Consider the following 21,101-nt stretch of genomic DNA (forward strand, 5'->3'; position numbering starts at 1 on the left):
CAGGAAGGGGAGGTGCACAGGTGGCCGTCGAGCCGACACCGCGGCGACGCAAACTCGGCACGGAGGTCCGGCACGCCCGTCGCCGCCTCAACTGGAGTGTCGAAGAAGCGGCTGCCCAACTGGGTTACGGCAGCGCGTCCACGATCTCGAAGATCGAGAACGGCACGCAGGGCATCAAGCTGCAGCAACTACCGCACTTCTTCGAAGTCCTGAAGATCACCGATCCGAAGGTTCAGGACATCTGGCGCGACCTCGTACGCAACGCGCACAACCCCAACTGGCACCAGGAGTACCCCGGGACCGCGGACGACCCCCTCGGCGACTACCTCGTCAACCTGGAGATCGCCGACGGCCTCTTCATCTGGTCACCCGTGGGAGTCCACGGCCTGCTGCAATACGACGAATACGAACGGCAGGTGATCCTCGCCGGCCGACCGTCGAAGGGCGAAGAGGACGTCCAGCGGTTCATCACAGTGCGCCGCAACTGCCGACACACCGCCTTCACCCGCAAGACGCCCCTGCCGATCTGGGCGGTCCTGACGGAGGGCCAGCTGCGCCAGGAGGTCGGCGGCCGGGCCACAGCCCGCGCACAGGTCCTCCACCTGATCGACCTCGTCCGCGCCCACCCGAACCTCGTCATCCAGGTCATCCCTCTGTCGCACGGCGCACACGCCGGATTCGATGGCCCCTTCATGGCCTGGACCTTCCCCACCGGCCGCCATTCCGTCACGATCGAAGGGATGAAGGCCGCTCTCCACCTCACCGACCCTGCCGCCGTCGCGGACTACCGCACCATCAGCGACCACCTCAAGACGGACGCGCTGCCGCCGAAGGAATCGCTGGAACTCCTCGCCCGAATCGCCAAGGATCTAACGTGAACCGCCCTACCACCGACAGCACCGTCACCGCCGACCAGAAGAACGACCTCGACCCGGCCTGGATCGAACACCAGCTGGAACACGCGAAGTGGTTCAGCAACAGCACCGGCGGCTCCAACTGCGTGGAGGTCGCCTTCCTCGACCACGGACTGGTGGCCACCCGCGATTCCCTCAACCCTCACCACTCCCCTCAGCTCTACTCCGAGGACGAATGGACGGCCTTCATCGCCGGGGCGAAGAACGGCTTGTTCGACCGCAAGGCAGCGACCGCCCCGCAGCGCCAGGCTGCTGCCAGCCAGCAGCTCTGACTCGCGATGGCGCGCGTAGTGACTCTGCAGAGAGCTGAATCGGGCGAGAGCTGTTGCAACCCGCCCGACGGCCCTGTTGGGGCTGCTGCTACACCGGGATGAACAGGGTGCCCTCGTCGAGAGCGTCCAGGATCGCGGCCTTGATCTGCGGGGGCATCAGGTTCAGCGCACCGACTGCGTCGGCCGTGAGCGGGACTTCTTCGAGGAAGTACTCGCCGCGATCGTCGCGGGAAAACTCCGGTCCAGTTCGGTCGTCGAAGTTCCAGGTGGCGATGCGGGCGCTGTAGAAGTACTCGATCTCACCCTTGTCGCTCTTCCACTCGCGGAACGGACGCAGGTCGGTGGCCTCGCCAGCAATCTCCTCGCGGATCTCGCGAAGCAGGGCGGCTTCGCGGCTGGTGTCCTCGTCTTCGACGCCGCCACCGACGAAGACCTGGTACGGGGGAATGCCGGGGCGGGTGCGGTTGATGACGAGCATGGTGGCGTGGTCGGTGAGCAGGACGGCGCGGACGCGCTGCTTCATCTGTACTTCTCCCGTGGTTGTCGGGCTCGGGCAGTGGGGCATCCAGCCGCCGTCGATGTGCACCAGGGAACGATCGGCGCGTAAACCCCTATCCAGACAGTTCGGATCTGGCGCCCACCGGAGGCATGACCCCTGTTAACTCGTGCGCTCGACGCGCAAGCGGGGCGGCTAGTTCTGGGTACCAGCCACGTGCCACGGCTTGGAGCATCTCGGCAAGGGCCGACAGTTCACCGATCCGGCCGGCCGGGGTGTCGAGGATGTCGCGGAACTCGTACCGAACGCGGACGGCGGTGTCGGAGTCGAGGAGGCTGTTGGCATGGAGCAGCCCGACGTCAAAGCCGAACGGGACACAACCCCAGCGTTCCCAGTCGATGATGGTCAGCGTTGGACCGGTGAGGTTGGCCCAGTGGAGATCTCCGTGGCCGGTCGCCCGGTGAATCGTCGTCGGCGCGGGGATACCGAGGAACTGCGGGAACGCCCTCTCGATCCAGGTGTTCCGGACGGTGGTCCGGACGCCGTCGACGGCGGCCAGGTCCTCGACGGCGCGGCGAAGGCTGTACCACCAGAGGTCGGGAAGGCGGGGGTTGGTGGTCAGATTGGGGCGGGAGGAGACGATCGGGTTGGTGATGTAGTCGAGGAGGTCGGCCTGGTAGCCGTGGCCTCCGTCCGTCCAGTCGTGGGTGCCGTGCAGGCGCGGCCGGGGGATGCTGGCCGGGAGGAGTGCTTCGGCTCCGGTGATGCCGTGTCCGGGCGTCCGAGTGCTGGTCGGTGAGGTGGCGGCGACGCGCAGCCAGTGGGCGCCAGCGCGGCGGCCGATGGTGCTTCCAGCGAAGCCCCAGACGGGGTGACCAGTGCAGGTCACGCGGAGACGGGTGGCGGCGGTCGCGTGCGCGGCCTGCATCCGCACCTTGGTTGGTTCGTCAGGTGACTGCACGGACCACGCTCCTGAACCGATCGGGCTCCGGCGGCACGGCTGCCCAAGGGCATACCTGTGCGGAAGTCGCGGTCGTCCCACAGGACGACCGTGAACCAGTATCTGGTGTCCCGTAGTTCTGCACTGGGCAGAGCTCGATATTCATCAAGGAATATGGCCGCGCGCGGTTGGGGGTGATGATGGGCGCCCAGCGTGAGGCCATCCCGTATGCAGTCCAGGCACGGTCAGGCCGTCATGCGGGTGGGCTCCGCTTCCCGATCGCCTCCGGCCCCGGTTCGGAGGCAAGGAAGGAGCGAGACGTGACGAACAAACCGACGAACCCGGCCGAGCAAGGCAGCGGGCTGCTGCTCGCGGTCGAGGAGCTGAGTGCCGTCCACGACCGGTACGACAGCCTCCGGTCGGACAATGCGGGCAGCGGCGGCGACGACCCGTGGCCGGGTGGCGACGGCAACCTGCACGAGAGCGCGTGAACAGCCGGTCGGCGGGCGGGCGTCCTCCGCTCGCCCGCCGACCGGTTGCGTCCGGGGAAGCAGACCAAGGGGAGGTTCGGGTGGAGCACGGGTTGATCGGCGCGGTCGAAGCGGCGCTGGGGTGGAGGGGGCCGGGGGCAATCGGGGAGCGGTTCGCGCGCGGCAGCACGGGGAGTGCGAACCTCGGGGAGCGGCTGCTCACTCCGCAGCGGTTGCTCGACCTGGTGATGCGGCGGAGCCTGCAGCGGCCGCAGTTCCGGGTGTTCCAGAAGCAGGTGGAAGTCCACCCGGCGGTGTACTACACGGACAGCGTCAGCCCCCGGGGGCAGAGCATCTCCATGGTCAACATGAACGCGCTGGGGCGCCTGCTCGGCGAGGGCGCGACGCTGATCCTCGACCAGGCGAACGTCGCGGACCCCACCTTGGAGGTGGCGTGCCGTGCGCTGCAGTGGTGGAGCGGCGAGCGCGTCCAGGTGAACGTCTACTGGACCACCGGCGAGGCGCAGGGCTTCCCGCTGCACTGGGACGATCACGACGTCCTCGTGCTGCAGCTGGCGGGCGAGAAGGGCTGGGAGGTCCGCGGGACCTCGCGCGTGGCGCCGATGTACCGGGACTCCGACCCCAACGCCACGCCGCCCGAGGACGTGCTGTGGTCGGGCGTGCTGCGCGCCGGCGAGGTGATGCACATCCCGCGCGGGCACTGGCACCAGGCGACCAGGGCCGGGCACGGGGAGGCCGGGCACTCCCTGCACGTCACGTTCGGCATCACCAAGCGCACCGGTGCCAGCTGGATGGCGTGGCTGGCGGACTGGTGCCGTGACCGCGAGGTCTTCCGGCACGACCTCGACCGCACCCCGGGCACCGACTACAGCGAACTGGTCACCGCGGTGCAGGCGTTGGCGGCCGAGCGTCTACCTGCGGAGTTCCTCACCGCGTACGAGCGCGCCGCCGGTCCGGCCCGGCAGATCCCACACTTGGACGTCTTCGGGCCGCTCACCGGAGCAGTGTGCACCACGAACTTCCGCCCCGAGATCCGTGCCACCGACAGCGGGGTGGAGGTGCTCGCAGCCGGGCAGCGGCTCGTCTTCGATGCCAAGGCGGAGGCGGCCCTGCGCGTCCTGCTCGGCGGACACCCGGTGGTCCTGTCCGATGCCGAGACGGTCGTGGGCACCGAGGTGCACGAGGTGGCCGCCCTGCTGGTGAAGGAGAAGGTTTGCGCGCCGCTGACCGACGAGTTGTCCTCGGGCTACACCGGTCTCGTCACGAACGCCACGTCCTGACCGCGGCGTTGGACTGCGGGGTCACCGCTCTCGACACCGCGTTCAACTACCGGGGATTCACCTCCCACGCCACGCTCGCCGGCTTCGGCAGGGACCTGCTGGCCCGGTTCACGGTCTCCACCAAGGTCGGCTACTTCCCCGCCGCGGGCGGCACCCGGCACAGCCTCGCCCCGGAGGAACTGAAGGGGGCGCTCGGGCAGTGCGCGCGGGACCTCGGCCGGGAGCCGGACGTCTTGCTCCTGCACAACCCCGAGGCGTCGCTCGCTGTCGACGAGCAGGGCCGGGAGCAGTTGGCCTCCGCCTGCGAGGTGCTCGCCGAGACGGCCAGGGCCGGCGGCTGCGGCGCCTGGGGGATCGCCTCGTGGAACCCGCGCGTCCTGGTGGGGCTCGGGGGGCAGCTGCCCTTCGCTCCCGAGGTGCTGCTGGTGCGGGCCGGTCTGCTCGTCGGTCACGAGGTCCTCGCCGCCGCCGAGTCCCTCGCCGCGCAGTGGGGTATCCGGCCTGAACAGCGCTGGGGCATGAGCCCCTTCGGAGGCGGTCCGGCGGACGCTCCCTGGGGCAGGAGCGCCCCCCGGATCTTCCTGGCCGGGGAGTCGGCCGGGGCGAGTGCGGTGCAGGCGGCGTTCCGGGTCGCCTTCGAGGTCCCCGGGGTCGGGGCGGTCGCGGTGGGAACCGACCGGCCCGACCACCTGCGCGAGCTGGTCGACGCCACCGGGCTCGCGGTCGACCGCGAACTCATCCGGCGGTACCGGGAGTTGCTGGTCGAGCGGGCTGATCACTCCCGTTGAAGGTCGCGGATCAGCTGCTGTGCCTCGGCGCGGGCGGGTTCGACCCGAGGGTCGTCCGGGTGGGCGTGGGGTCCGGCGATCTTCGCCAATGTGAACAGCGTCATCAGCTTGCCGTCCCGGCTCTCCAGGTCAGCCCGGCGCTCGCGCCGGACGCGCTCGGCGAGTGCCGGGACCGCGAGGGACGCGACCAGCAGTGTCGCGGAGTCCAGGCCCCGCGGTGCCAGCCCCCAGTCCTCCCAGTCGAACAGGCAGAACTCGGGGCTGGTGACGTTGGCCCAGTTCAGGTCCGCGTGCGCCGGGTGCCATGAGGTCACGTCCGTGTTCACCGCCGCCGGGAACGCGGCCCGGATCACCTCGTCGACGTGTTGCTGGGTGATCACCTCGGTGTCCGGTGTCGCCACCCGGGTCGTGGGCTGCGCCGCGAGCGCGTCGAGCGAGGCGTTCAGCGCGGCCCACCAGCCTTCGAGGAGAGCGGGAGCCGACGCCAGGACTGCCGTGCCCACCGGCGGGGAGGGAAGAAGGGAGGTCTCGTCCGCCCGCCAGATCGCCCCGTCGTCCGGCTCCGCCCACACGACCGATCCGGCCCAGCGCGGCATGGCGACGCCGGTCAGCACGGCCGCGGCCTCGGTGCCGGCCCAGCCCTGCTCGACGGCTCGGCTCCACGGTCGGCGCTCCACCCGCACCCAGGTCGAACGGCCGCTCCGGGCTCCGACCGTACGGCGCTTGCGGACGACCGTGCTCCTGTCCAGGGCCGTACCGAGCCGCTGCTCGACCAGCTCCAGGACCTGGTCGACGGGCTCTTTCCGAAGGTCCACCGACCGGCCGTCCGCGGCAGCAAGCGTCATGCCCGCGACCGTAGCAGGCCACCGGGAACAGAGAGCGCCTTCACAACCGGTACCCCCACAGCCGTTCGGCTGGTCGACGAGGTCGGCCGAACCTGTTCCCGACGCTGCTCTGCGGCTGGACGGCCGGAATTTTCCGACAGGGGCGGTGCTCCCGCGCCACGGAGGGGAAGCCGGATCAAGTCCGGTGGAGCTCCGACCGCCTCCAGGTACTGGACGATCCGGTCGATGTGCGTCAACCGCGCCCTCCCGCCCTCAAGCCGGGAGAGGAAGCCCTGCGTCAGCCCGGTGATCTCCGCGAGCTCGTCCTGACGGAGCCGGGCGAGCTCGCGCAGGCGGCCGCTCAATTTCCCGAAGTCGAACTCCGCGAGGAAGTCGCGCACCGCCCTGTCCTGCCAAACCGCGGCAGGAACGACCGGCGGCCCGGAGAGCTCCGGCGCGCAGGGGCCGCAGATGCTGCTTCTGCGGTTGTACCGGCTGAGCGCGCAACCGCAACGCTCGCACGACCGTGCCATCGTCTCCGTCTCCTCGGCCAGCGATCAACTCTCCCGCGTGCAAGACAGCCGCATTTGCAACGGACTACAGTCCGCGCCCTGCCTGCACTTATCGGGCGCTCGGCAACTACACGGCCGAGCCGCGTCCTTCCGGGATGCGCCAGCTAACCCGAGTCCAACTGCCTTCGGACAGGGGCAGCTTGTCGTCTTCTTGTCGTCTTCCAGCACCAGCTCCCCCATGCGTAACATCAGCACAAAGTGTCGAACCGGATACTTTCTGTCCGCCGCAGTTGGGGGGGTGCAAATGGGACGAGGTACCGCTTCGCGCCGAGAGGTGCGGCTGCTCCATCCCCTCGCTGTTGTCCGGTATGAGCATCACTGGACACATCAGGACATCGCCGACATCGTTGCCAGAGCCACGAACGGGTCGGCCGACCGGCGCAAGGTGTGGAAGTGGGAGCACTGGGGAACCGAACCGGACGCGGAGAGCCAAGCTGCCCTCGCTGCCGAACTCGGCGTCCCGCTGAGAGAAGTGTCCCGGCTCGGCTGGCCCGGCTGGCTGCCCGATGGGGGGCCGATCCGTGCCGACTTCCCTTGGTCCACGGCTGGGGTGCTCAAGGCGTTGGACGACACCTTGGAACGCGCGATGCCGGACCGGCGCGGGTTCATGAAACTCGGCGGCCAGGCGCTGGTGCTGCTCGCCGGGCAGTGGCTGGCCGAGGGGATCGGACCGGTGGTTGCCGCCCTCACCGGAGGCCGGATCGACCTGCCGATGGTCGGAGAGCTAGAGGCAGGGCTGCCTCGGCTGCGTCGAATGGAGGCCGCCCTCGGCGGTCCTCGTGCCCGTAACCTCCTGCATGCCGAACTCGAGATGGTCACCGGCATCCTCAAGGAGGCGTCCTACAGCGACCGTGTCGGCCAACGGCTGCTAGTGCTGAGCGCTGAACTCGCCCGCCTCGCCGGGTGGTCCTCCTTCGACTCCGGTCTCCACACCGCCGCCCAGCGGTACTGGACCAGCGGCCTGCGCGCCGCGCACGCCGCCGGCGACCGCGCCCTGGGCGCCAACATCCTCAAGTCGCTCAGCCTCCAGTGCTACGACCACAACCTCTTCTCCGACGCCCTCGCACTCGCCGCCGCCGCCGTCGACGGGGCGGGCGAGGTCACCCCTCGCACCTCGGCCATGCTGCTGCTGCGACAGGCCCGCGCGGCAGCGGCCTGCGGCAACCACGCAGAATGCGACCGTCTGCTGACCGCCGCCGAGACCCAGATGGCCCAGACCGACGCCAGCCACGACGACCCCGCCTGGAGCGGCTACTTCGACCCGGCCGAGTTCCACGCCCAGACCGCCACCTGCCACGCCGACCTCGGCCGTCCGAAACTCGCCCAACGCCACTACGCCACCGCGCTGGCCCTCATGCCCGCCGCCAAGCACCGTGACCTGGCCACCTACACCATCCAGCACGCCCGGACCCACACAGCCCTCGGCGACGCCGACCACGCCATCCACCTCTTGGAGACGGCCGTCCCGATGATCACCGCCGCCCCATCCCAGCGGAACATCACCCGCGCCGTGGCCGCCCGCGCCGAACTCCCGCTACTCACGAGGCATCCGAAAGTCCAGCGCCTCGACCAGCTGCTCGCCACACTGTCCGCATGACCACACACTCCACCACGCGCGTCGCACTCGTCTCCGGCGGGAACCGCGGGCTCGGCCTCGCCATCGCCACCCGCCTCGCCGAACAGGGCATGCAGGTCGTCCTGGGCGTGCGCGACCGTCTCGCCGGCCGCGACGCGGAGGAAGCCCTCGGCCGCAAAGGGCTGTTCGTCCACTCCCACGAACTGGACGTCACCGACCCGGCCAGCGTCGCCCGATGCATCGCCGATGTCGCCGCCCCGCTCGGACGCTTGGACGTGCTGGTCAACAACGCTGCCGTAGCCGTCGACCGCGGCCAGGCCGCCGCCGCACCGGACTTCGAACGGGTCCGGGCCACCTTGGATACCAACCTCCTCGGCGCCTGGCGCCTTGCCGCCGCCGCCGCCCAGGAGATGCGGAAGAACAACTACGGCCGCATCGTCAACATCACCAGTCACCTCGGCTCGCAGAGCAACATGGGTACTGGGAACGTGAGTTACCGCATCTCCAAGACCGGCCTTAACGCCCTCACCCAGATCCTCGCCGCCGAACTCGCCGGCACGGGCATCCTCGTCAACGCCGCCTCTCCCGGACAGATGGCGACGCGCATGGCCTACGGCGAGACCGACCGCACACCCGAAGAAGCCGCCGACACACCCGTCTGGCTCGCCACTCTCCCCGACGATGGCCCCACCGGCGGCCTGTACTACGAGCGCGAGCCTCTTGCCTGGTAAGGCTGCCGTACCTTCGGTGCCGCCCGGACTGGCCTGGTGGCAGCTGCCGACCGCTCCAGAGTGGCCGACCGGTATCCGCTCTCGGGAGGATGCCGGGCATGGATATCTTGGTGGTCGGCGGCAGCTGGTTTCTGGGCAAGGCCGTCGTTGAGGAGGCGGTGGGCCGAGGCTGGGCCGTGACGACGTTCAACCGGGGACGGTCCGGTGGGCCTTTTCCCGGCGTTCGGCAGGTGATCGGTGATCGGACGTCGACCGAGGACTTGGCCCGGCTGGCCGGGCAAGGGCCGTGGGACGCGGTGATCGATACGTCTGCCGCGTACCAGCCGCCCAAGGTGGTGCTCGCGGGCACGAGAGCGTTGGAGGACGCTGCCGCCCGCTACGTCTACGTCTCGACGGTGTCGGTGTACGCCGGATGGCCGGAACACCCGCTCAAGGTGGGCGATCCGCTGCTGGACGGCCCTGCCGACGCCGATAGCGAGTACGGGAGGAACCCCGAGGGCTGGCGAGGGCCCAATTTGCACTACGGAAGGCAGAAGGCCGGCGGCGAGCGGGCGGTGGCCGAGACCTTCGGTGCGGAGCGGTCCTGGCTGATTCGCCCCGGTGTGATCCTCGGCCCCAATGAGTACGTCGGTAGGCTCCCGTGGTGGCTTCGGCGCGCGGAGCGCGGCGGGCAGATTCTGGCACCGGGGTCCGCGGACAAGGGCATCCAGCCGGTCGACGTCCGCGATGTCGCACGCTTCGCCGTCGACCTCGCCGCCCGACCGGGCGGAGGTGTCTACAACGCCACCGCGCCGATCGGTCGGGACACGATGGGCAGTTTCCTGGGGGCTTGCCTCGCGGCGACGGGGAACCACGGCGTCCTGCGGTGGGTGCCGGATGAAGTGCTGTTGGAGCAGGGCGTCCGCCAGTGGACAGAGGTGCCCCTGTGGCGGACGGGGAAGGGCGTCTGGCTGGTCGACTCCGAACCGGCCTACGCGGCCGGTTTCGTCTGCCGTCCGCTGGAGGAGACGGTGCGGGACACCTGGGATTGGCTCCGGGCCGGGAACATGCCGGTCGCACACCCGCGGGCAGCCGCTATCGGAATCCAGGCCGACCGCGAACGAGCGATCTTGGCGGTCACCGAGTCTCTCCACTGATCGGCACGGGGCAGGGCGGCCCTCAGCAGGGCCGCCCTGCCCTGTCAGCGCTTCGCCGCCTTACTCGATAGCCAATTGGCCTGCCATGTAGTCGAGTTGCTTCGGTGCGGCAACCCGGGTGTACTCCTCCAGCCCCTCTTGAAGGGCAGCGGCGACGGGGGAGGTGCGGACGGGTTCGGTGGTCAGCAGCCTGCCCACGTGAACGACCCGCTCGACCAGGCCCTTGGTCCGCCGGTCGGGTGCGATGGCCGCGATGGGCTTGAGGACTTCGGCGGCTTCCTCCACCTCGCCGTTGAGGAGCAGCGCCGCGGCGAGATCCGCCCGTGCCTCGGCGTCGATCCGGGGCGACCTCTGCGCGGCGGGCAGTTCGGCCTGCATCTCCAGTACTCGCCGGGTGTGCTCCAGCGCCCGGGCGCCGTCGCGCAGCAGGACGAACGTTGTGCCGTGGGAGCGGACGAGCCGGTCAGGGCTGTGGAGGAACTCTCCGGCCACGCCGTCGTGGAGGTCGTCGTGTTCGACGGCGTCCGCGTCGAGGAAGCGTTCGACCGCGGCTGCTGCCCTCGGCCGGTCGCCGAGGTGCCCGTAGGCCCTGGCCTCGATCGCGGCGATGCGCGCCTGGCCGGCCGTGCCGACGCCGGAGAAGGACTTCGCGTGGCGGATGAAGCGGATCGCCTCGCTTGGGCGCCCTTCCCAGTAGGCGAAGATGCCGAGCGATCCGGCCGCGAAAGCGGCCAGCGGGGTGAACCGGGTGGCTTCCGCGTACATGCCGGCGGAACGGGCCAGCCGGTTGGCCTCGCTGACAGCGCCGAGACCGAACGCCGCCATGGCCAGCAGCGCGGTCGTCTGCCCGATCGCAATCAGCAGCTGCTGTCTTTGTGCGGGGATGTGGGTGCGGTCCAACAGGGTTTCGGCGTCCGTTCGGAGTTGTCGGCCTTCGCGGAAGACCTCGAACGGTGAGCGGTGGTTGTAGGTGCGGGCGAGTCGGCGGACGTCTTCTTCGACCTGGTCGATGGACAGCTCGGAGAGGAAGACGGACGCAACGGAAGCGGCGTGGTCAGATGCTTCGCGTGCAGTCATCGCGATTTCTCTTTCAAGGTCTTGCTGGGATATCGCCGTCTGGCCCCTCTCGGAGGGAGGGGCCAGAAGATCGGCGATCTTCCTGTCGAACATGTGCTGGAGCGTTTGGGAGAAAACAGAGCTGGGCTTGGCCACATCTCCGGCGATCCAGCGCCGAAACGTCTTCTCCGACATTTCTACACCATGGAATCTGGGATCCCCGAGGGTGTGCGCAATTTCTTCCCCGGCTTTCCGTAATTCCCTGCTGAAATCGGAGAATTCCCAGCCCTCGTTCCGGATCAGGGCTTCCAGTAGCGTCCTGTCTGTCATGCCGCAGCCTCCGCCCGTGCTCTCGACTTGGCCCGGCCGCCGCTTGCGCGCGGAGAGCCCGGTTCTAGCAATACCCGACCAAGGGGCTCTGGAGTAGGCGAACTGGCGAGATGACACCTCGATGACACCTCGATGTCTCACGGGCCGTCAGATGACACCCGGATGCTATGGCGTTGGCCTTCTCAAGGCGGGACAGTAGGTCGCCGATCACCGAACCGCAGTGCGCGAAGTGATTTAGGCAGTCCACCAGCCTGCTCAGCGGGCGGGTTGTCCGACTATCCATCGGCCGCTCTACCCGCATCTTCGGTACGCGGGACTGCGGGCAACTGGAGCAGACAGACCGTGAAGGGGGAACAGGTCATGGCAGCGCCCATCGTCGGTGCCGCTCAGCTCGTACAGCACCCGGCCGGCCACGACGGCGATCTGCGGGCGGCGGTCGAGGATCTGCGGCGGGGGCAGTGGCTCTCGACTCGGGCGCTGCTCTACCGGACCTGGGGCGATCCGGGTCTGTGGGCGTCGCGGACCCAGGCGCTGGGGGTGGCGGCCGGGCCGACCGATGTCCTTCGCCGTTGGGAGGGTGAGGAGCCCCGGGCCTTCGGGCTGACCGCGCTGTGCGCCCGTGTCGTGGTGGACCGCGCTGTGCAGGTCGGACAGCAGCAGTCGGGCTCGCGTGATGCTGCGGCGCTGGAAGAGACGGCGCGGAAGTGGTGCTGGCTGGCGGCTTCGGTGCTCGACGGCGACGTCGTTCCGTGGCTGGGGCTGCTCACCCTGGCGCAGCTGGATCCCCAGCAGGTGCGGCAGGAGCACCGGGTTGCGGCACCGGACCAGATGCTGCCGCAGGGGCCGTGGGCGTTGTTCGGGCAGCTCCGCCGTATCGATCCGTGGTGTCGGGAGGCGTTCCACCGGATGCTGCGTTTCTGGGCGGCCCGGGGCGAGGGCGGGGTGGGCGCCGAGTTCCTGGCCGCCTATCTGCCCGGCGCGCCGGAGGGCTCTCCCCTCCACGCGCTGCCGCTGTACTTGTCTGTCGATCGCTATCGCCGTGCGGAGCGCAAGGACGCCGCGCTGCTGCAGTGGACGAACGACGAGCGCGTCCGCGCCGCGGTGCTGGCCGCGTTCTCGCACTGGCGGGCCGCGTTCGAGCAGGGTGTCCGGTGGCCGGTGGTGGACGAGAGCCACCTTGCCCACGCGCTGTGGGCGAGCCGCCGGCCGCGGGAGGCGGCCGAGGTGTTCACCGCGATGCACCCGTTCGTCGCCCCGGAACCCTGGGTGACCATGGCCACGGACCGGGCGGACGACCTGCTGCGGCAGGCGATGGCCCAGTCGTACGCCGCCACCGGCTGACCAACACCCGCCACTTCTTCACCCGGCACCGAGCCGGGCCCAACTCCCCTTTCTTCTGCGGAGGTTTCGCCATGCCCAGATCCCGTCATGCCGCACCCCAGGCCGAGGATGACTATCTTCTCTCTCTCGGCTACGAGCCCGAACTGACCCGCCGGATGGGCGGTTTCGGGAATTTCGCCGTCAGCTTCTCGGTCATCTCGGTGCTCAGCGGCTGTATGACGCTGTTCGGCCTCGGCCTGGTGAGCGGCGGGCCGGCCGTGATGATGTGGGGCTGGGCGGCGGTCGGCCTGGCCGTGCTGCTGGTCGGCATGGCGCTGGCGGAGGTCACCAGCGCCTACCCCACCTCCGGCGCTCTCTTCTACATGTCCAGGCAGCTCGGCGGGCCCCGGTGGGGCTGGCTGACCGGCCATCTGAACCTGCTCGGGCTGCTCGGCGGAATCGCGGGCATCGACTACGGGGCCGCGTCCTTCATCGCCGCCTTCTGCGGGCTCCAGTGGGGGCTCGTGCCGACGCCGGGCACGATCCTTGCGATCTTCGCGGGCGTCCTGCTGCTGCACGCCCTGCTGAACGTCTTCGGCGTCCGGGTCGTCAGCGTCCTCAACTCGATCTCGGTGTGGTGGCACCTGCTCGGGGTCGCGCTGATCGTCGGCGTGCTGGCCGTCGTCCCCTCCCACCACCAGTCCGCGTCCTGGGTGTTCACCCATTTCGAGAACGGCACTGGCTGGTCCAGCCCGATCTACGCGAGCGCCATCGGTCTGCTGCTGGGCGGCTACACCTTCTGCGGCTACGACGCCTCCGCGCACATGAGCGAGGAGACCACGGACGCCCGGGTGACCGCGCCCCGCGGCATCGTCCGCTCGATCTGGGTGTCGCTGCTGGCCGGCCTCGTGCTGCTGGGCGGCCTGCTGTTCGCGGTGCAGGACTACGCCGGGACGGCCGGCGCCGCCCTGCCGCCCGCGCAGATCTTCCTCGACGCGCTCGGCACGGGCGGTGCGAAGGCGCTGCTGCTGGTCGTCATCGGCGCGCAGTTGTTCTGCGGCAGCGCGGAGACCACCGCCGCGAGCCGCATGATCTACTCCTTCTCGCGCGACGGTGCGCTGCCGGGCTCAGCAACGTGGCGCCGGGTCTCCGCCGCCGGCACTCCGGTCGCCGCGGTGTGGCTGGCGGTGGCGGTGGCGTTCGTCCTGGCGCTGCCCTCGCTCTGGTCGGCCACCGCGTACGGCGCGGTGACCGCCATCAACGTGATCGGCATGACGCCGAGTTACATCATCCCCGTCTTCCTGAAGCTGCGGTATCCGGAGAAGTTCACCCCCGGCCCGTGGACTCTGGGCCGGTGGAGCCGGCCGGTGGGGATCGCGGCGGTGGTGTGGGTGGCGGTGCTGACGGTGCTGGTGTGCCTGCCGCAGCGCGCCCCGGTGACCGTCGACACCTTCAACTACGCGCCGATCGCGGGGTTGGCCGTGCTCGCGCTGGCGTGGGGGTGGTGGAAGGCGGCGGGTGACAAGTTCAACGTGCCGGTGGTGTCCGACCCCACCATGACCAAGATCGCGGCCGAGATCGTATGAGGACGACGATGCGGACCCCCCGCTCCTCCGCCGTCCCTGCTGCCGCGCCAACCCAGCCGGTCGGGCCGCTGGAGCAGCTGGTCGATGCCTTCGACCTGGACACCATGCTGGTGGCAGTCATCGACCAGCAGGGCAGACTCAAAGGCAAGGAGTACGACGCGGCCGGGCTGGCGGCTCGGCTGGAGCCGGGGAGGGTCCTGGAGGTGTGCGGCTACGTGCTGGGCACCGATGTGGACATGGTCCCGGCGGCGAGCGGCCCGTTCTCCTGGCAGTCCGGGTTCGGCGACATCGAGGTGCTGCCCGACGTCCAGCGGGTCCGGGTGCTGCCGTGGCTGCCGGCCACCGCGCTGGTCCTCGCCCACCCGGTCAGCTGCGGGGCCCCACACCCGCTGGCACCGGAGACGGTGCTGGAGCGGGAGCTGCGCCTGCTGGCCGACCTCGGCGTCACACCCCAAGTCGGCATCGAGACGGAGTTCGTCCTCTACGAGGGCACCGTCCGGGACACCGAGTCGTCCGGGTGGCGCCGCCTGCGTCCCGCGGCCGGGGGCAACCGCGACTACGCGCTCGACCAGCCGTCCGTGGTGCGGGAGTTCGGACGCCGCCTGCGGCAGGTCCTCGCAGCGGCCGGTCTGCCGGTCGAGGCCGTCAAGGGCGAGGGAGCGCCCGGCCAGGTCGAGGTCACCTTCCCCTACGGGCCGGCCGGGGAGGCGTGCGTCCAGCACGTGCTGTTCAAGCACGCCGCGAAGACGGTCGCGGACGAGCAGGGGCTGACGGCGTCGTTCATGGCCGCGCCCGCCACCGGGGTCGGCTCGGGGATGCACCTGCACATCTCCCTGCACGACGGCGACGGCCGATCGCTGCTGGCCGCCGCCCCGGAGCACGGCACGGAGCTGTCGGAACTGGCCGGGTCGGCGGCGGCCGGACTGCTGGACGCTCTGCCTCAGCTCGCCCCGCTGTGGGCGCCGTACGTCAACAGCTACAAGCGCCTCGCCGACCACTCCTTCGCCCCGGCTCGGCTGGCCTGGGGCCGGGACAACCGCACGTGCGCGCTCCGGGTGGTCGGCCACGGCCGCAGCCTGCGCCTGGAGGTGCGGCTGCCGGGTGCGGACGCCAACCCGATGCTCGCCCTGGCGGCGGCGCTCGCCGCCATCCGGCACGGCATCACCGCCCAGCTCACGCCCCCGCCGCTCACCAACGGCGACGCCTACGTGCTGCCCGACGCGCCGCGAGTGCCGCAGTCCCTGGAGGAGGCGGTCGGCCTGTTCGAGGCGAGCCCGCTGGCCGACGAGCTGCTCGGCGAACCCGTGGTCGCACACCTGGCGCGTGTGGCCCGCATGGACCTGGACCACCACGCCGCCCGCGTCACCGACGCCGAGGTGGAACGCGGCCTGGCCCAGGCATGACCGCCGGGCGGCGGCGGGACTGACCCCGCTCCCCGCCGCCGCCCGGTACCAACCCCTCTTCTCTCTTCTCCCGCTGGTCGGAGGACTTCGTGAACACCACCACCGCCCCCGCCGTTACCACCGCCCCCGCCCCCGCCGCTGCCGGAGCCGAGGCGGCCGGGCCCGGCGCCGTGCCCGACCTTCTGGCCCGGCCGCACCTGGTGGGCGTGGCCGAGCCCGGCATGCAGGGCCTGGCCCTGTGGCTGGCCGGCGGCGGCGCCACGGTCACCGGCACCGTGCCCGACCGGCTCGCGGACAGTCCGGAGGTGGCCGCGCTGAGAGCCGCGGGCGTGCACGTCGACGTCGGCCACGACGCCGCTCACCTGCCCACCGGTGCCAGCGCCGTGGTGTGGTCGGGCGTCGTCGCCGAGTCGCAGCCCGAGCTGGACCGGGCGCAGAAGCTGGGCCTGCCGGTGCTGGGCCGGGCCGAGGCCCTGACCGAGATCGCTGCCGCGGCCGGGGCGCGGACGGTGGCGGTCGGCGGCAGCCACAACACCGCGACGGCCGCCGCTGCCCTGGCCGTGGCGCTCGGCGACAGCGCCGGTTTCATCCTCACCGCCGCTCCCCGGGGCGGCCGGGCGGGCAGGGCCGCCGCGTCGCCGGGCACGGGGCGGCTAGTGGTGGACTTCTGCCCGGACGCTGGGACGCACGAGGCGACGCCGCCCTTCGGCTGGCAGGGCCGTCCCCGGCCCCACTTCGTGCGCCACCGGCCGGAGCCGGCCGTCGCGTTGATTCTCACCGCTGCGGAGAACCAGCCCCACTTCGAGGACAACCCGGCGGGCCTGGACGCGGCCGAGCGGCTGGCCACGGTCGCCGAGCGGGTCGTCCTGCCCCTGTGGGACACGGGCGCCGTCAATCTGAAGGCCCGCTTGGCCGATCGCGCCGAGCGCGGCCTGCCCTCGCCCTTCGCCTACACCGTCGGCCGCGACCGGGGCGCGGATGTGTGGGTCATGCCGATCGAGTGGACCGGCACCGCGCACCGCGTCACCATCCGCCACGGCGGCACCGACCACACCTACCTGCTGCCGGTGCCCGGCCGCAGCCACGCCCTGGCCGTGTGCGCGGCCATCGCCACCGCGCTGGTCATGGACGAGGACCCGGCCGCCGTCGCCGAGCGCCTGGCCGGCTTCCACAGCGTCGAGCGCTCCCTGGCCCCCCTCGGCACCGAGAAGGGCATCAGCGTCGTCGACTCCCGCGCCCGCCACCCCGAGGAGATCGCCGCCGACCTCGCCGACGCCGTCCGGACGGCCGCCGCCACCGGCGGGTCGGTGGTCGCCGTCCTGGAACCGGACGGCCTGGCCCGCACCCGCGCCCACGGCACCAAGATCGGCCGCGCGCTCCAAGGCGCGGGCAGCGTGCTGCTGCTGCCCGTCCACACCCCGCTGACCCTGGTCCTGGACGTCACCGACCCGCTGGCGGCCATCGAGCGGGCCGCCCGCGAGAAGCTCGGCAAGGGCGCGGTCCGCCGCCTGCGCAGCGGACCGCGCGAACCCGGTTTCGAGCAGCAGATCGCCGCCTTCGCCGCCCCCGGCGACCTGGTCCTGCTCATCGGCCCCGACCACGGGGTGGCGGCCCGCCTCGGTGCCCGGATGCTGTTCCACCTGGCCGCACCCACCGCGCCCGTCCCGCACCAGCTGTGACCCGGCCAGGAGACAACGTGTCCAACGGAGTTCTGCGCGACCTCACCATCAAGGAGGTCGCCCTCACGAACCTCATCGCGGCCGGGCTCACAGCCCGCGACATCGCCCACACCTCCAGCGCCTACAGCAGCACCGAGGCCGCCCGGAAGGCCATCGAATACCTCCTGCGCAAGACCGGTGCCGGCCACCGCCTGCAGCTCACCGCCTGGGCGACCGCGGCGAAGACCGTCCCCGGCCCGGTGCGCGAGTCGAAGGCGCTCACCTCCACACCCACGATCCCGCCCCGGATGCTGGAGATCCTGCAGGGCTGGGCCGACGGCCTCGCCACCGAGGAGATCCGCCACGGCCTCGGCACGGCCCAAAATTCCATGGAGACCTACATCCGCACCCTGCAGGTGCACCTGGACGTGGACAGCCCCGAGCAGGCCGTGGTCGTGGCCGTCCTCGCTGGCCTCGTACACGTGGCCCTGCCCGGCGCACCGCTACCCGCGGCCCTGGGGAGCGCGCCGTGAACGCGCCCCCGCCCGCCCCGGCGGGCACCGACCACGTCCAGCGATCGTCGGACGAGGCCGCGGCCGACAGCCGCCTTCGGCGCATCGCCTCCAGGGCGCTGTTCCTCGGTGCCAGCACCGGACTCGGCATCGGGCTGGCCGTGGGCTTCGTCCTCGGCTGCCGACCCGTGCTGCGCGTCACCACCGTCCTCGTAGCGGGCCCCGTCCTCCTCGCCGCCGCCCCTACGGCCGTCCAGGAACTGCGGCTCCACCGCGAAGGCCGGCACCCCTTGTTCCCCCGGGGTACCCGCGCCGATACGCAGCCGCCTTCGACCGTGCCGGACCGGATCGGGGAGGAGTGGCGGTGACGCCCCGTCGGATGATCAGCCGGGCGGGAGCAGCGATCGTGTGCTTCCTGCTCGGCGTGCCCACCGGCGCGGCCGTGCTGTACCTGATCGAGAACCGCGAGCGCGCCCAGCCCGTCTGGCTCGCGCTCGCCGCCGCCCCCGCCCTCGCGGCAGCGGCGGCCACCGACTGGCTGCTGCGCCGACGCGCAGGAGCCGACCGCACCACCCATGGCGGCCGTCCGGGTCAGGGCCGCATCCGTATCCGCACCGACCGAAACCACCGATGACGACCACCACTGCCTCCGCACCCTCCCTGCAAGCCCTTCCGTTGCGCTTCCCCCGCCTGCTCACCACCCATCCCGGGGTCATCGTGGACGCTGCCGCACTCCTGAGTGCCCACAGAGCCACCCCAGCGGACACGCTGTCGCCGCTGTTCAGCCTCCTGTTCACCGCACGCGAGAAGGGGTGCCCGGTGCTGCTGTACACCGAACGTCCCGGCGAGGAGGACGAGTTGCAGCGCCACGGCGTGCCGAGGCTGTGGACGGTCATTCTGGAACCCGGCCCGCTGACCGCGGTGTCGAAGATTCCGTTCGTCCGGGCGCTGTCCCTCGACCGTGCCAACAAGGTGCTTCTGCCGATGCCGGCGCTGTGGCCGACCGTCTACGGAGAGCTGATCGGGGACCCGCAGCATCCCGCGCGGGTGGAGCCACTGACGGCGGGGATGATCGGCCTGCGCGCGGCGGGATACAACGACAAGCAGATCGCCGAGCTGATCGCCGAACAGGGGGACTGCCACAGGTCCACGCCCTCCAACGCCCTCAACGCCGCCGCCATGCGACGGGGCTGCTTGAACACCGCGCACCTGGTCGCCCGGGACATCGTTGACGGCTACCTCGATCCGGAAGCCGCTCTGCGCAGGACCGTTGGAGAACCGGACGACCTCTCCGAGGTACAGCGCGAGGTGCTCGTCCTCTCGCTGGAGTCCAACAGCCTGACCGGCTTGGCCCTGCGCCTCGGGTGCACCCGGCCTGCCGCGAACAAGCACAAGCGGGGGACGCTCGAAGCCTTGGGGGCTCGGACCGTCACCCACGCCACGGCCATCGCGCTGGCCCTCGGCTACCTGCCCGACCACGCCGTCCCCGCCCGCAGCCCCTACCCGCCGGACCTGCGGAAGGCCAAGAGCCTGCAGCACGGCGAGACGGCCCCTGCCCGGACCGAGGGAGCCGAACGACCGTGACGACCCGCCCCGCACCGCTGCCAGGACCAGCGAGCCCCGGGAGCGCCGAGCCCGCCTCCGCACGAGACGGCCTGCGCTACATCGAGGCGCCGCAGCCGTTCGAGCCGGACGGCCTGCCCACGGTTTATCTGGCCGGGGCGACCGTCGACTGCCCCGACTGGCAGTCGCAGGCTGTCCGTCTGCTGGCGGACGCCGGCTTCGAGGGCACCGTTCTCAACCCCCGGCCGTCCCGCAACGCGGCGGCCGATCCCTACGCGGCGTGGACCCCGCTGGGCTGGCAGGACCGCAACATCCGCCGCGTCGACGTGGTGCTGTTCTGGAATCCGATCGGCCACCACCACGTACGGAGCTGCTACGAGGCCCGCCTGTTCACCGGGCAGGGCGGGGCGGTGGTCGTCGGCTGCGACCCCGCCGACCCGGTGCAGCGGGCCCACCGGGCGCTGCTCGACCACGCCCTGCCGTGGCTGCCCGTCGCCGACACCCTCGCGGCCACCGTCTCCGCGGCCCTCGCCGCCCTCGGAACCGCCGACTCGGCCCGGCGCTGACCACCCATCACCCACCCGCTTCTGCAAGGACACTTCCATGCTCCGCACCCAGCCCCGGTACCGGATCGAGGACCACGCGCTCCTCAGCAGCACCGGCTCGGCCGCCCTTGTCCTCCCCGACGGGACCATCAACTGGGCGTGCCTGCCGGACTTCGACTCGCCGTCGGTCTTCACCTCCCTGCTCGGGCGTCCCGAGCACGGGTACTGGCGGGTCGGGCCGGCCGTCCCGGACGGGCCGCCGCCGGTCGCCGACCGCCGCCAGTACGTGGGCGACACTCTGGTCCTGCGCAGCGAGTACGACACCCCCACTGGCACCCTCGCCGTCACCGATTTCATGCCCGCCCCCGACCGTCTCGGCATGGTCGCGCCGCGGATCGTGCGGATCGTGGAGTGCGTGAGCGGCGTGGTGCACGCCGCTTCCGTCTACCGGCCCCGTGCCGACTACGGTTCCACCGCGCCGGTCATCCAGCGGGCCAGCTCCGGCGCCCCGTGGCTGGAGGCGGTCGCCGGGGCCGACACCTACTGGCTGCACAGCGACCGCGACCACTCGGTCAACCGCGACCGGGTGTGCCGCGCCACCATCACCCTCACCGCCGGTGAGAGCGCCACGTTCACCCTCACCTGGGGCCCCACCCGACGGGTTGCCACCGCTCCCGCCCGGCCGGACGCCTACGCCGAGCTGGCCGCGACCGTGCAGTACTGGGAGGAGTGGGCGCGCGGGTGCACCTACCGCGGCCCCTACCGGGAGGCGGTGGTGCGCGCCGCCCTCACCCTGGCGGCGATGTGCCACCCCTCCGGCGGGATCGTCGCCGCGCCGACGACCTCCCTGCCCGAGTGGCTCGGCGGCGAACGCAACTGGTGCTACCTGTACGTCTGGGTGCGCGACAGCGCGCTGACCGTCGCCTGTCTGCTGCGCGTGGGCAAGACCGAGGAGGCCGGGCGCTGGCGCGACTGGCTCCTGAAGCACCTCGACCCCGAGTACCTGCGGCCGATCTACCGCCTCGACGGCTCCACCGACCTCACCGAGCGGGTGCTGGACCACCTGCCCGGCTACGAGGACTCCCGGCCGGTGCGCCTGGGCAACGGC

23 protein-coding genes are annotated in these 21,101 nt (G+C 71.2%); 18 read left to right on the plus strand and 5 right to left on the minus strand.

The window, feature by feature from the left end:
* The first annotated feature begins 20 nt into the window (after window positions 1-20).
* A complete protein-coding gene (locus tag IH44_RS46300; protein ID WP_030458512.1) occupies window positions 21-878 on the plus strand; it encodes a helix-turn-helix transcriptional regulator in 858 nt (285 codons plus the stop codon).
* Complete coding sequence (locus IH44_RS0106875; RefSeq protein WP_232794846.1) at window positions 875-1,186, plus strand: DUF397 domain-containing protein; 312 nt, start codon at window positions 875-877, stop codon at window positions 1,184-1,186. Before IH44_RS46300 ends, IH44_RS0106875 begins: the two co-directional genes overlap by 4 nt.
* Window positions 1,187-1,274: 88 nt before the next feature.
* Here the strand turns inward: IH44_RS0106875 and IH44_RS0106880 are convergent, their stop codons facing one another.
* Window positions 1,275-1,709 carry an NUDIX domain-containing protein gene (locus IH44_RS0106880; protein WP_030458514.1) on the minus strand — a complete coding sequence of 145 codons (435 nt, stop codon included), beginning with the start codon at window positions 1,707-1,709 and terminating at the stop codon, window positions 1,275-1,277.
* Between the two features lie 88 nt (window positions 1,710-1,797).
* Entirely contained in the window at window positions 1,798-2,610 is an 813-nt protein-coding gene (locus IH44_RS0106885) for an aminoglycoside phosphotransferase family protein (RefSeq protein WP_232794847.1), read from the minus strand.
* Window positions 2,611-2,942: 332 nt separating this feature from the next.
* Here IH44_RS0106885 and IH44_RS47165 point away from each other — a divergent pair, with 332 nt between their 5' ends.
* The 3 genes from IH44_RS47165 (at window position 2,943) to IH44_RS0106900 (ending at window position 5,181) form a co-directional block, all read left to right on the plus strand.
* A complete protein-coding gene (locus IH44_RS47165; RefSeq protein WP_198544954.1) occupies window positions 2,943-3,113 on the plus strand; it encodes a hypothetical protein in 171 nt (56 codons plus the stop codon).
* A gap of 80 nt (window positions 3,114-3,193) precedes the next feature.
* Window positions 3,194-4,393 carry a JmjC domain-containing protein gene (locus IH44_RS0106895; protein ID WP_030458516.1) on the plus strand — a complete coding sequence of 400 codons (1,200 nt, stop codon included), beginning with the start codon at window positions 3,194-3,196 and terminating at the stop codon, window positions 4,391-4,393.
* Between the two features lie 8 nt (window positions 4,394-4,401).
* Window positions 4,402-5,181 (plus strand): aldo/keto reductase, encoded by a 780-nt coding sequence (locus tag IH44_RS0106900; RefSeq protein WP_232794848.1) that lies wholly within the window; start codon window positions 4,402-4,404, stop codon window positions 5,179-5,181.
* Here IH44_RS0106900 and IH44_RS0106905 read toward each other — a convergent pair.
* Window positions 5,169-6,026, minus strand: a complete 858-nt coding sequence (locus tag IH44_RS0106905; protein ID WP_030458518.1) for a hypothetical protein — start codon at window positions 6,024-6,026, stop codon at window positions 5,169-5,171. The two genes, IH44_RS0106900 and IH44_RS0106905, sit on opposite strands and share 13 nt — an antisense overlap.
* Entirely contained in the window at window positions 6,023-6,406 is a 384-nt protein-coding gene (locus tag IH44_RS43605) for a helix-turn-helix domain-containing protein (RefSeq protein ID WP_063759559.1), read from the minus strand. The genes IH44_RS0106905 and IH44_RS43605 overlap by 4 nt, the downstream gene beginning before the upstream one ends.
* Before the next feature lie 733 nt (window positions 6,407-7,139).
* Here IH44_RS43605 and IH44_RS0106915 point away from each other — a divergent pair.
* The 3 genes from IH44_RS0106915 (at window position 7,140) to IH44_RS0106925 (ending at window position 10,020) form a co-directional block, all read left to right on the plus strand.
* Complete coding sequence (locus IH44_RS0106915; protein WP_198544955.1) at window positions 7,140-8,174, plus strand: tetratricopeptide repeat protein; 1,035 nt, start codon at window positions 7,140-7,142, stop codon at window positions 8,172-8,174.
* The gene (locus IH44_RS0106920) at window positions 8,171-8,884 is read left to right on the plus strand and encodes an SDR family NAD(P)-dependent oxidoreductase (protein WP_030458521.1); all 714 of its coding nucleotides are present in this window, start codon (window positions 8,171-8,173) and stop codon (window positions 8,882-8,884) included. The genes IH44_RS0106915 and IH44_RS0106920 overlap by 4 nt, the downstream gene beginning before the upstream one ends.
* A 98-nt stretch (window positions 8,885-8,982) precedes the next feature.
* On the plus strand, window positions 8,983-10,020 hold the full coding sequence (locus IH44_RS0106925; protein WP_198544956.1) for an NAD-dependent epimerase/dehydratase family protein: 1,038 nt from the start codon (window positions 8,983-8,985) through the stop codon (window positions 10,018-10,020).
* Between the two features lie 60 nt (window positions 10,021-10,080).
* On the opposite strand, the gene IH44_RS0106930 is transcribed toward IH44_RS0106925, so the two are convergent.
* Window positions 10,081-11,406 carry a hypothetical protein gene (locus tag IH44_RS0106930; protein ID WP_030458523.1) on the minus strand — a complete coding sequence of 442 codons (1,326 nt, stop codon included), beginning with the start codon at window positions 11,404-11,406 and terminating at the stop codon, window positions 10,081-10,083.
* A 360-nt stretch (window positions 11,407-11,766) separates the two neighbouring features.
* Between IH44_RS0106930 and IH44_RS0106935 the strand changes: the two genes are divergently transcribed.
* The 10 genes from IH44_RS0106935 to IH44_RS0106980 form a co-directional block, all read left to right on the plus strand.
* A complete protein-coding gene (locus tag IH44_RS0106935) occupies window positions 11,767-12,747 on the plus strand; it encodes a hypothetical protein (protein ID WP_063759562.1) in 981 nt (326 codons plus the stop codon).
* A gap of 71 nt (window positions 12,748-12,818) precedes the next feature.
* Window positions 12,819-14,312, plus strand: a complete 1,494-nt coding sequence (locus IH44_RS0106940) for an amino acid permease (protein WP_030458525.1) — start codon at window positions 12,819-12,821, stop codon at window positions 14,310-14,312.
* An 8-nt stretch (window positions 14,313-14,320) separates the two neighbouring features.
* Window positions 14,321-15,715, plus strand: coding sequence for a glutamine synthetase family protein (locus IH44_RS0106945; RefSeq protein WP_051816634.1), 1,395 nt, complete (start codon window positions 14,321-14,323; stop codon window positions 15,713-15,715).
* Window positions 15,716-15,804: 89 nt separating this feature from the next.
* Window positions 15,805-17,394 carry a Mur ligase domain-containing protein gene (locus IH44_RS0106950; RefSeq protein ID WP_030458527.1) on the plus strand — a complete coding sequence of 530 codons (1,590 nt, stop codon included), beginning with the start codon at window positions 15,805-15,807 and terminating at the stop codon, window positions 17,392-17,394.
* A gap of 17 nt (window positions 17,395-17,411) precedes the next feature.
* Entirely contained in the window at window positions 17,412-17,906 is a 495-nt protein-coding gene (locus IH44_RS0106955) for a hypothetical protein (protein WP_030458528.1), read from the plus strand.
* Window positions 17,903-18,253: a hypothetical protein gene (locus tag IH44_RS0106960; RefSeq protein WP_030458529.1), complete on the plus strand. Its 351-nt coding sequence runs from the start codon at window positions 17,903-17,905 to the stop codon at window positions 18,251-18,253. Before IH44_RS0106955 ends, IH44_RS0106960 begins: the two co-directional genes overlap by 4 nt.
* Window positions 18,250-18,519 (plus strand): hypothetical protein, encoded by a 270-nt coding sequence (locus IH44_RS0106965; protein WP_157852173.1) that lies wholly within the window; start codon window positions 18,250-18,252, stop codon window positions 18,517-18,519. The genes IH44_RS0106960 and IH44_RS0106965 overlap by 4 nt, the downstream gene beginning before the upstream one ends.
* A complete protein-coding gene (locus IH44_RS46305; RefSeq protein ID WP_030458531.1) occupies window positions 18,516-19,469 on the plus strand; it encodes a helix-turn-helix transcriptional regulator in 954 nt (317 codons plus the stop codon). Before IH44_RS0106965 ends, IH44_RS46305 begins: the two co-directional genes overlap by 4 nt.
* Window positions 19,466-20,014, plus strand: coding sequence for a nucleoside 2-deoxyribosyltransferase domain-containing protein (locus IH44_RS0106975; protein WP_030458532.1), 549 nt, complete (start codon window positions 19,466-19,468; stop codon window positions 20,012-20,014). Before IH44_RS46305 ends, IH44_RS0106975 begins: the two co-directional genes overlap by 4 nt.
* 37 nt (window positions 20,015-20,051) lie before the next feature.
* A partial coding sequence (locus IH44_RS0106980) for a glycoside hydrolase family 15 protein (RefSeq protein WP_035954170.1) occupies window positions 20,052-21,101 on the plus strand: 1,050 nt, incomplete at its 3' end.

The sequence above is a fragment of the Kitasatospora sp. NRRL B-11411 genome (assembly GCF_000721345.1).
Taxonomy (GTDB): Bacteria; Actinomycetota; Actinomycetes; order Streptomycetales; family Streptomycetaceae; genus Kitasatospora; species Kitasatospora cineracea.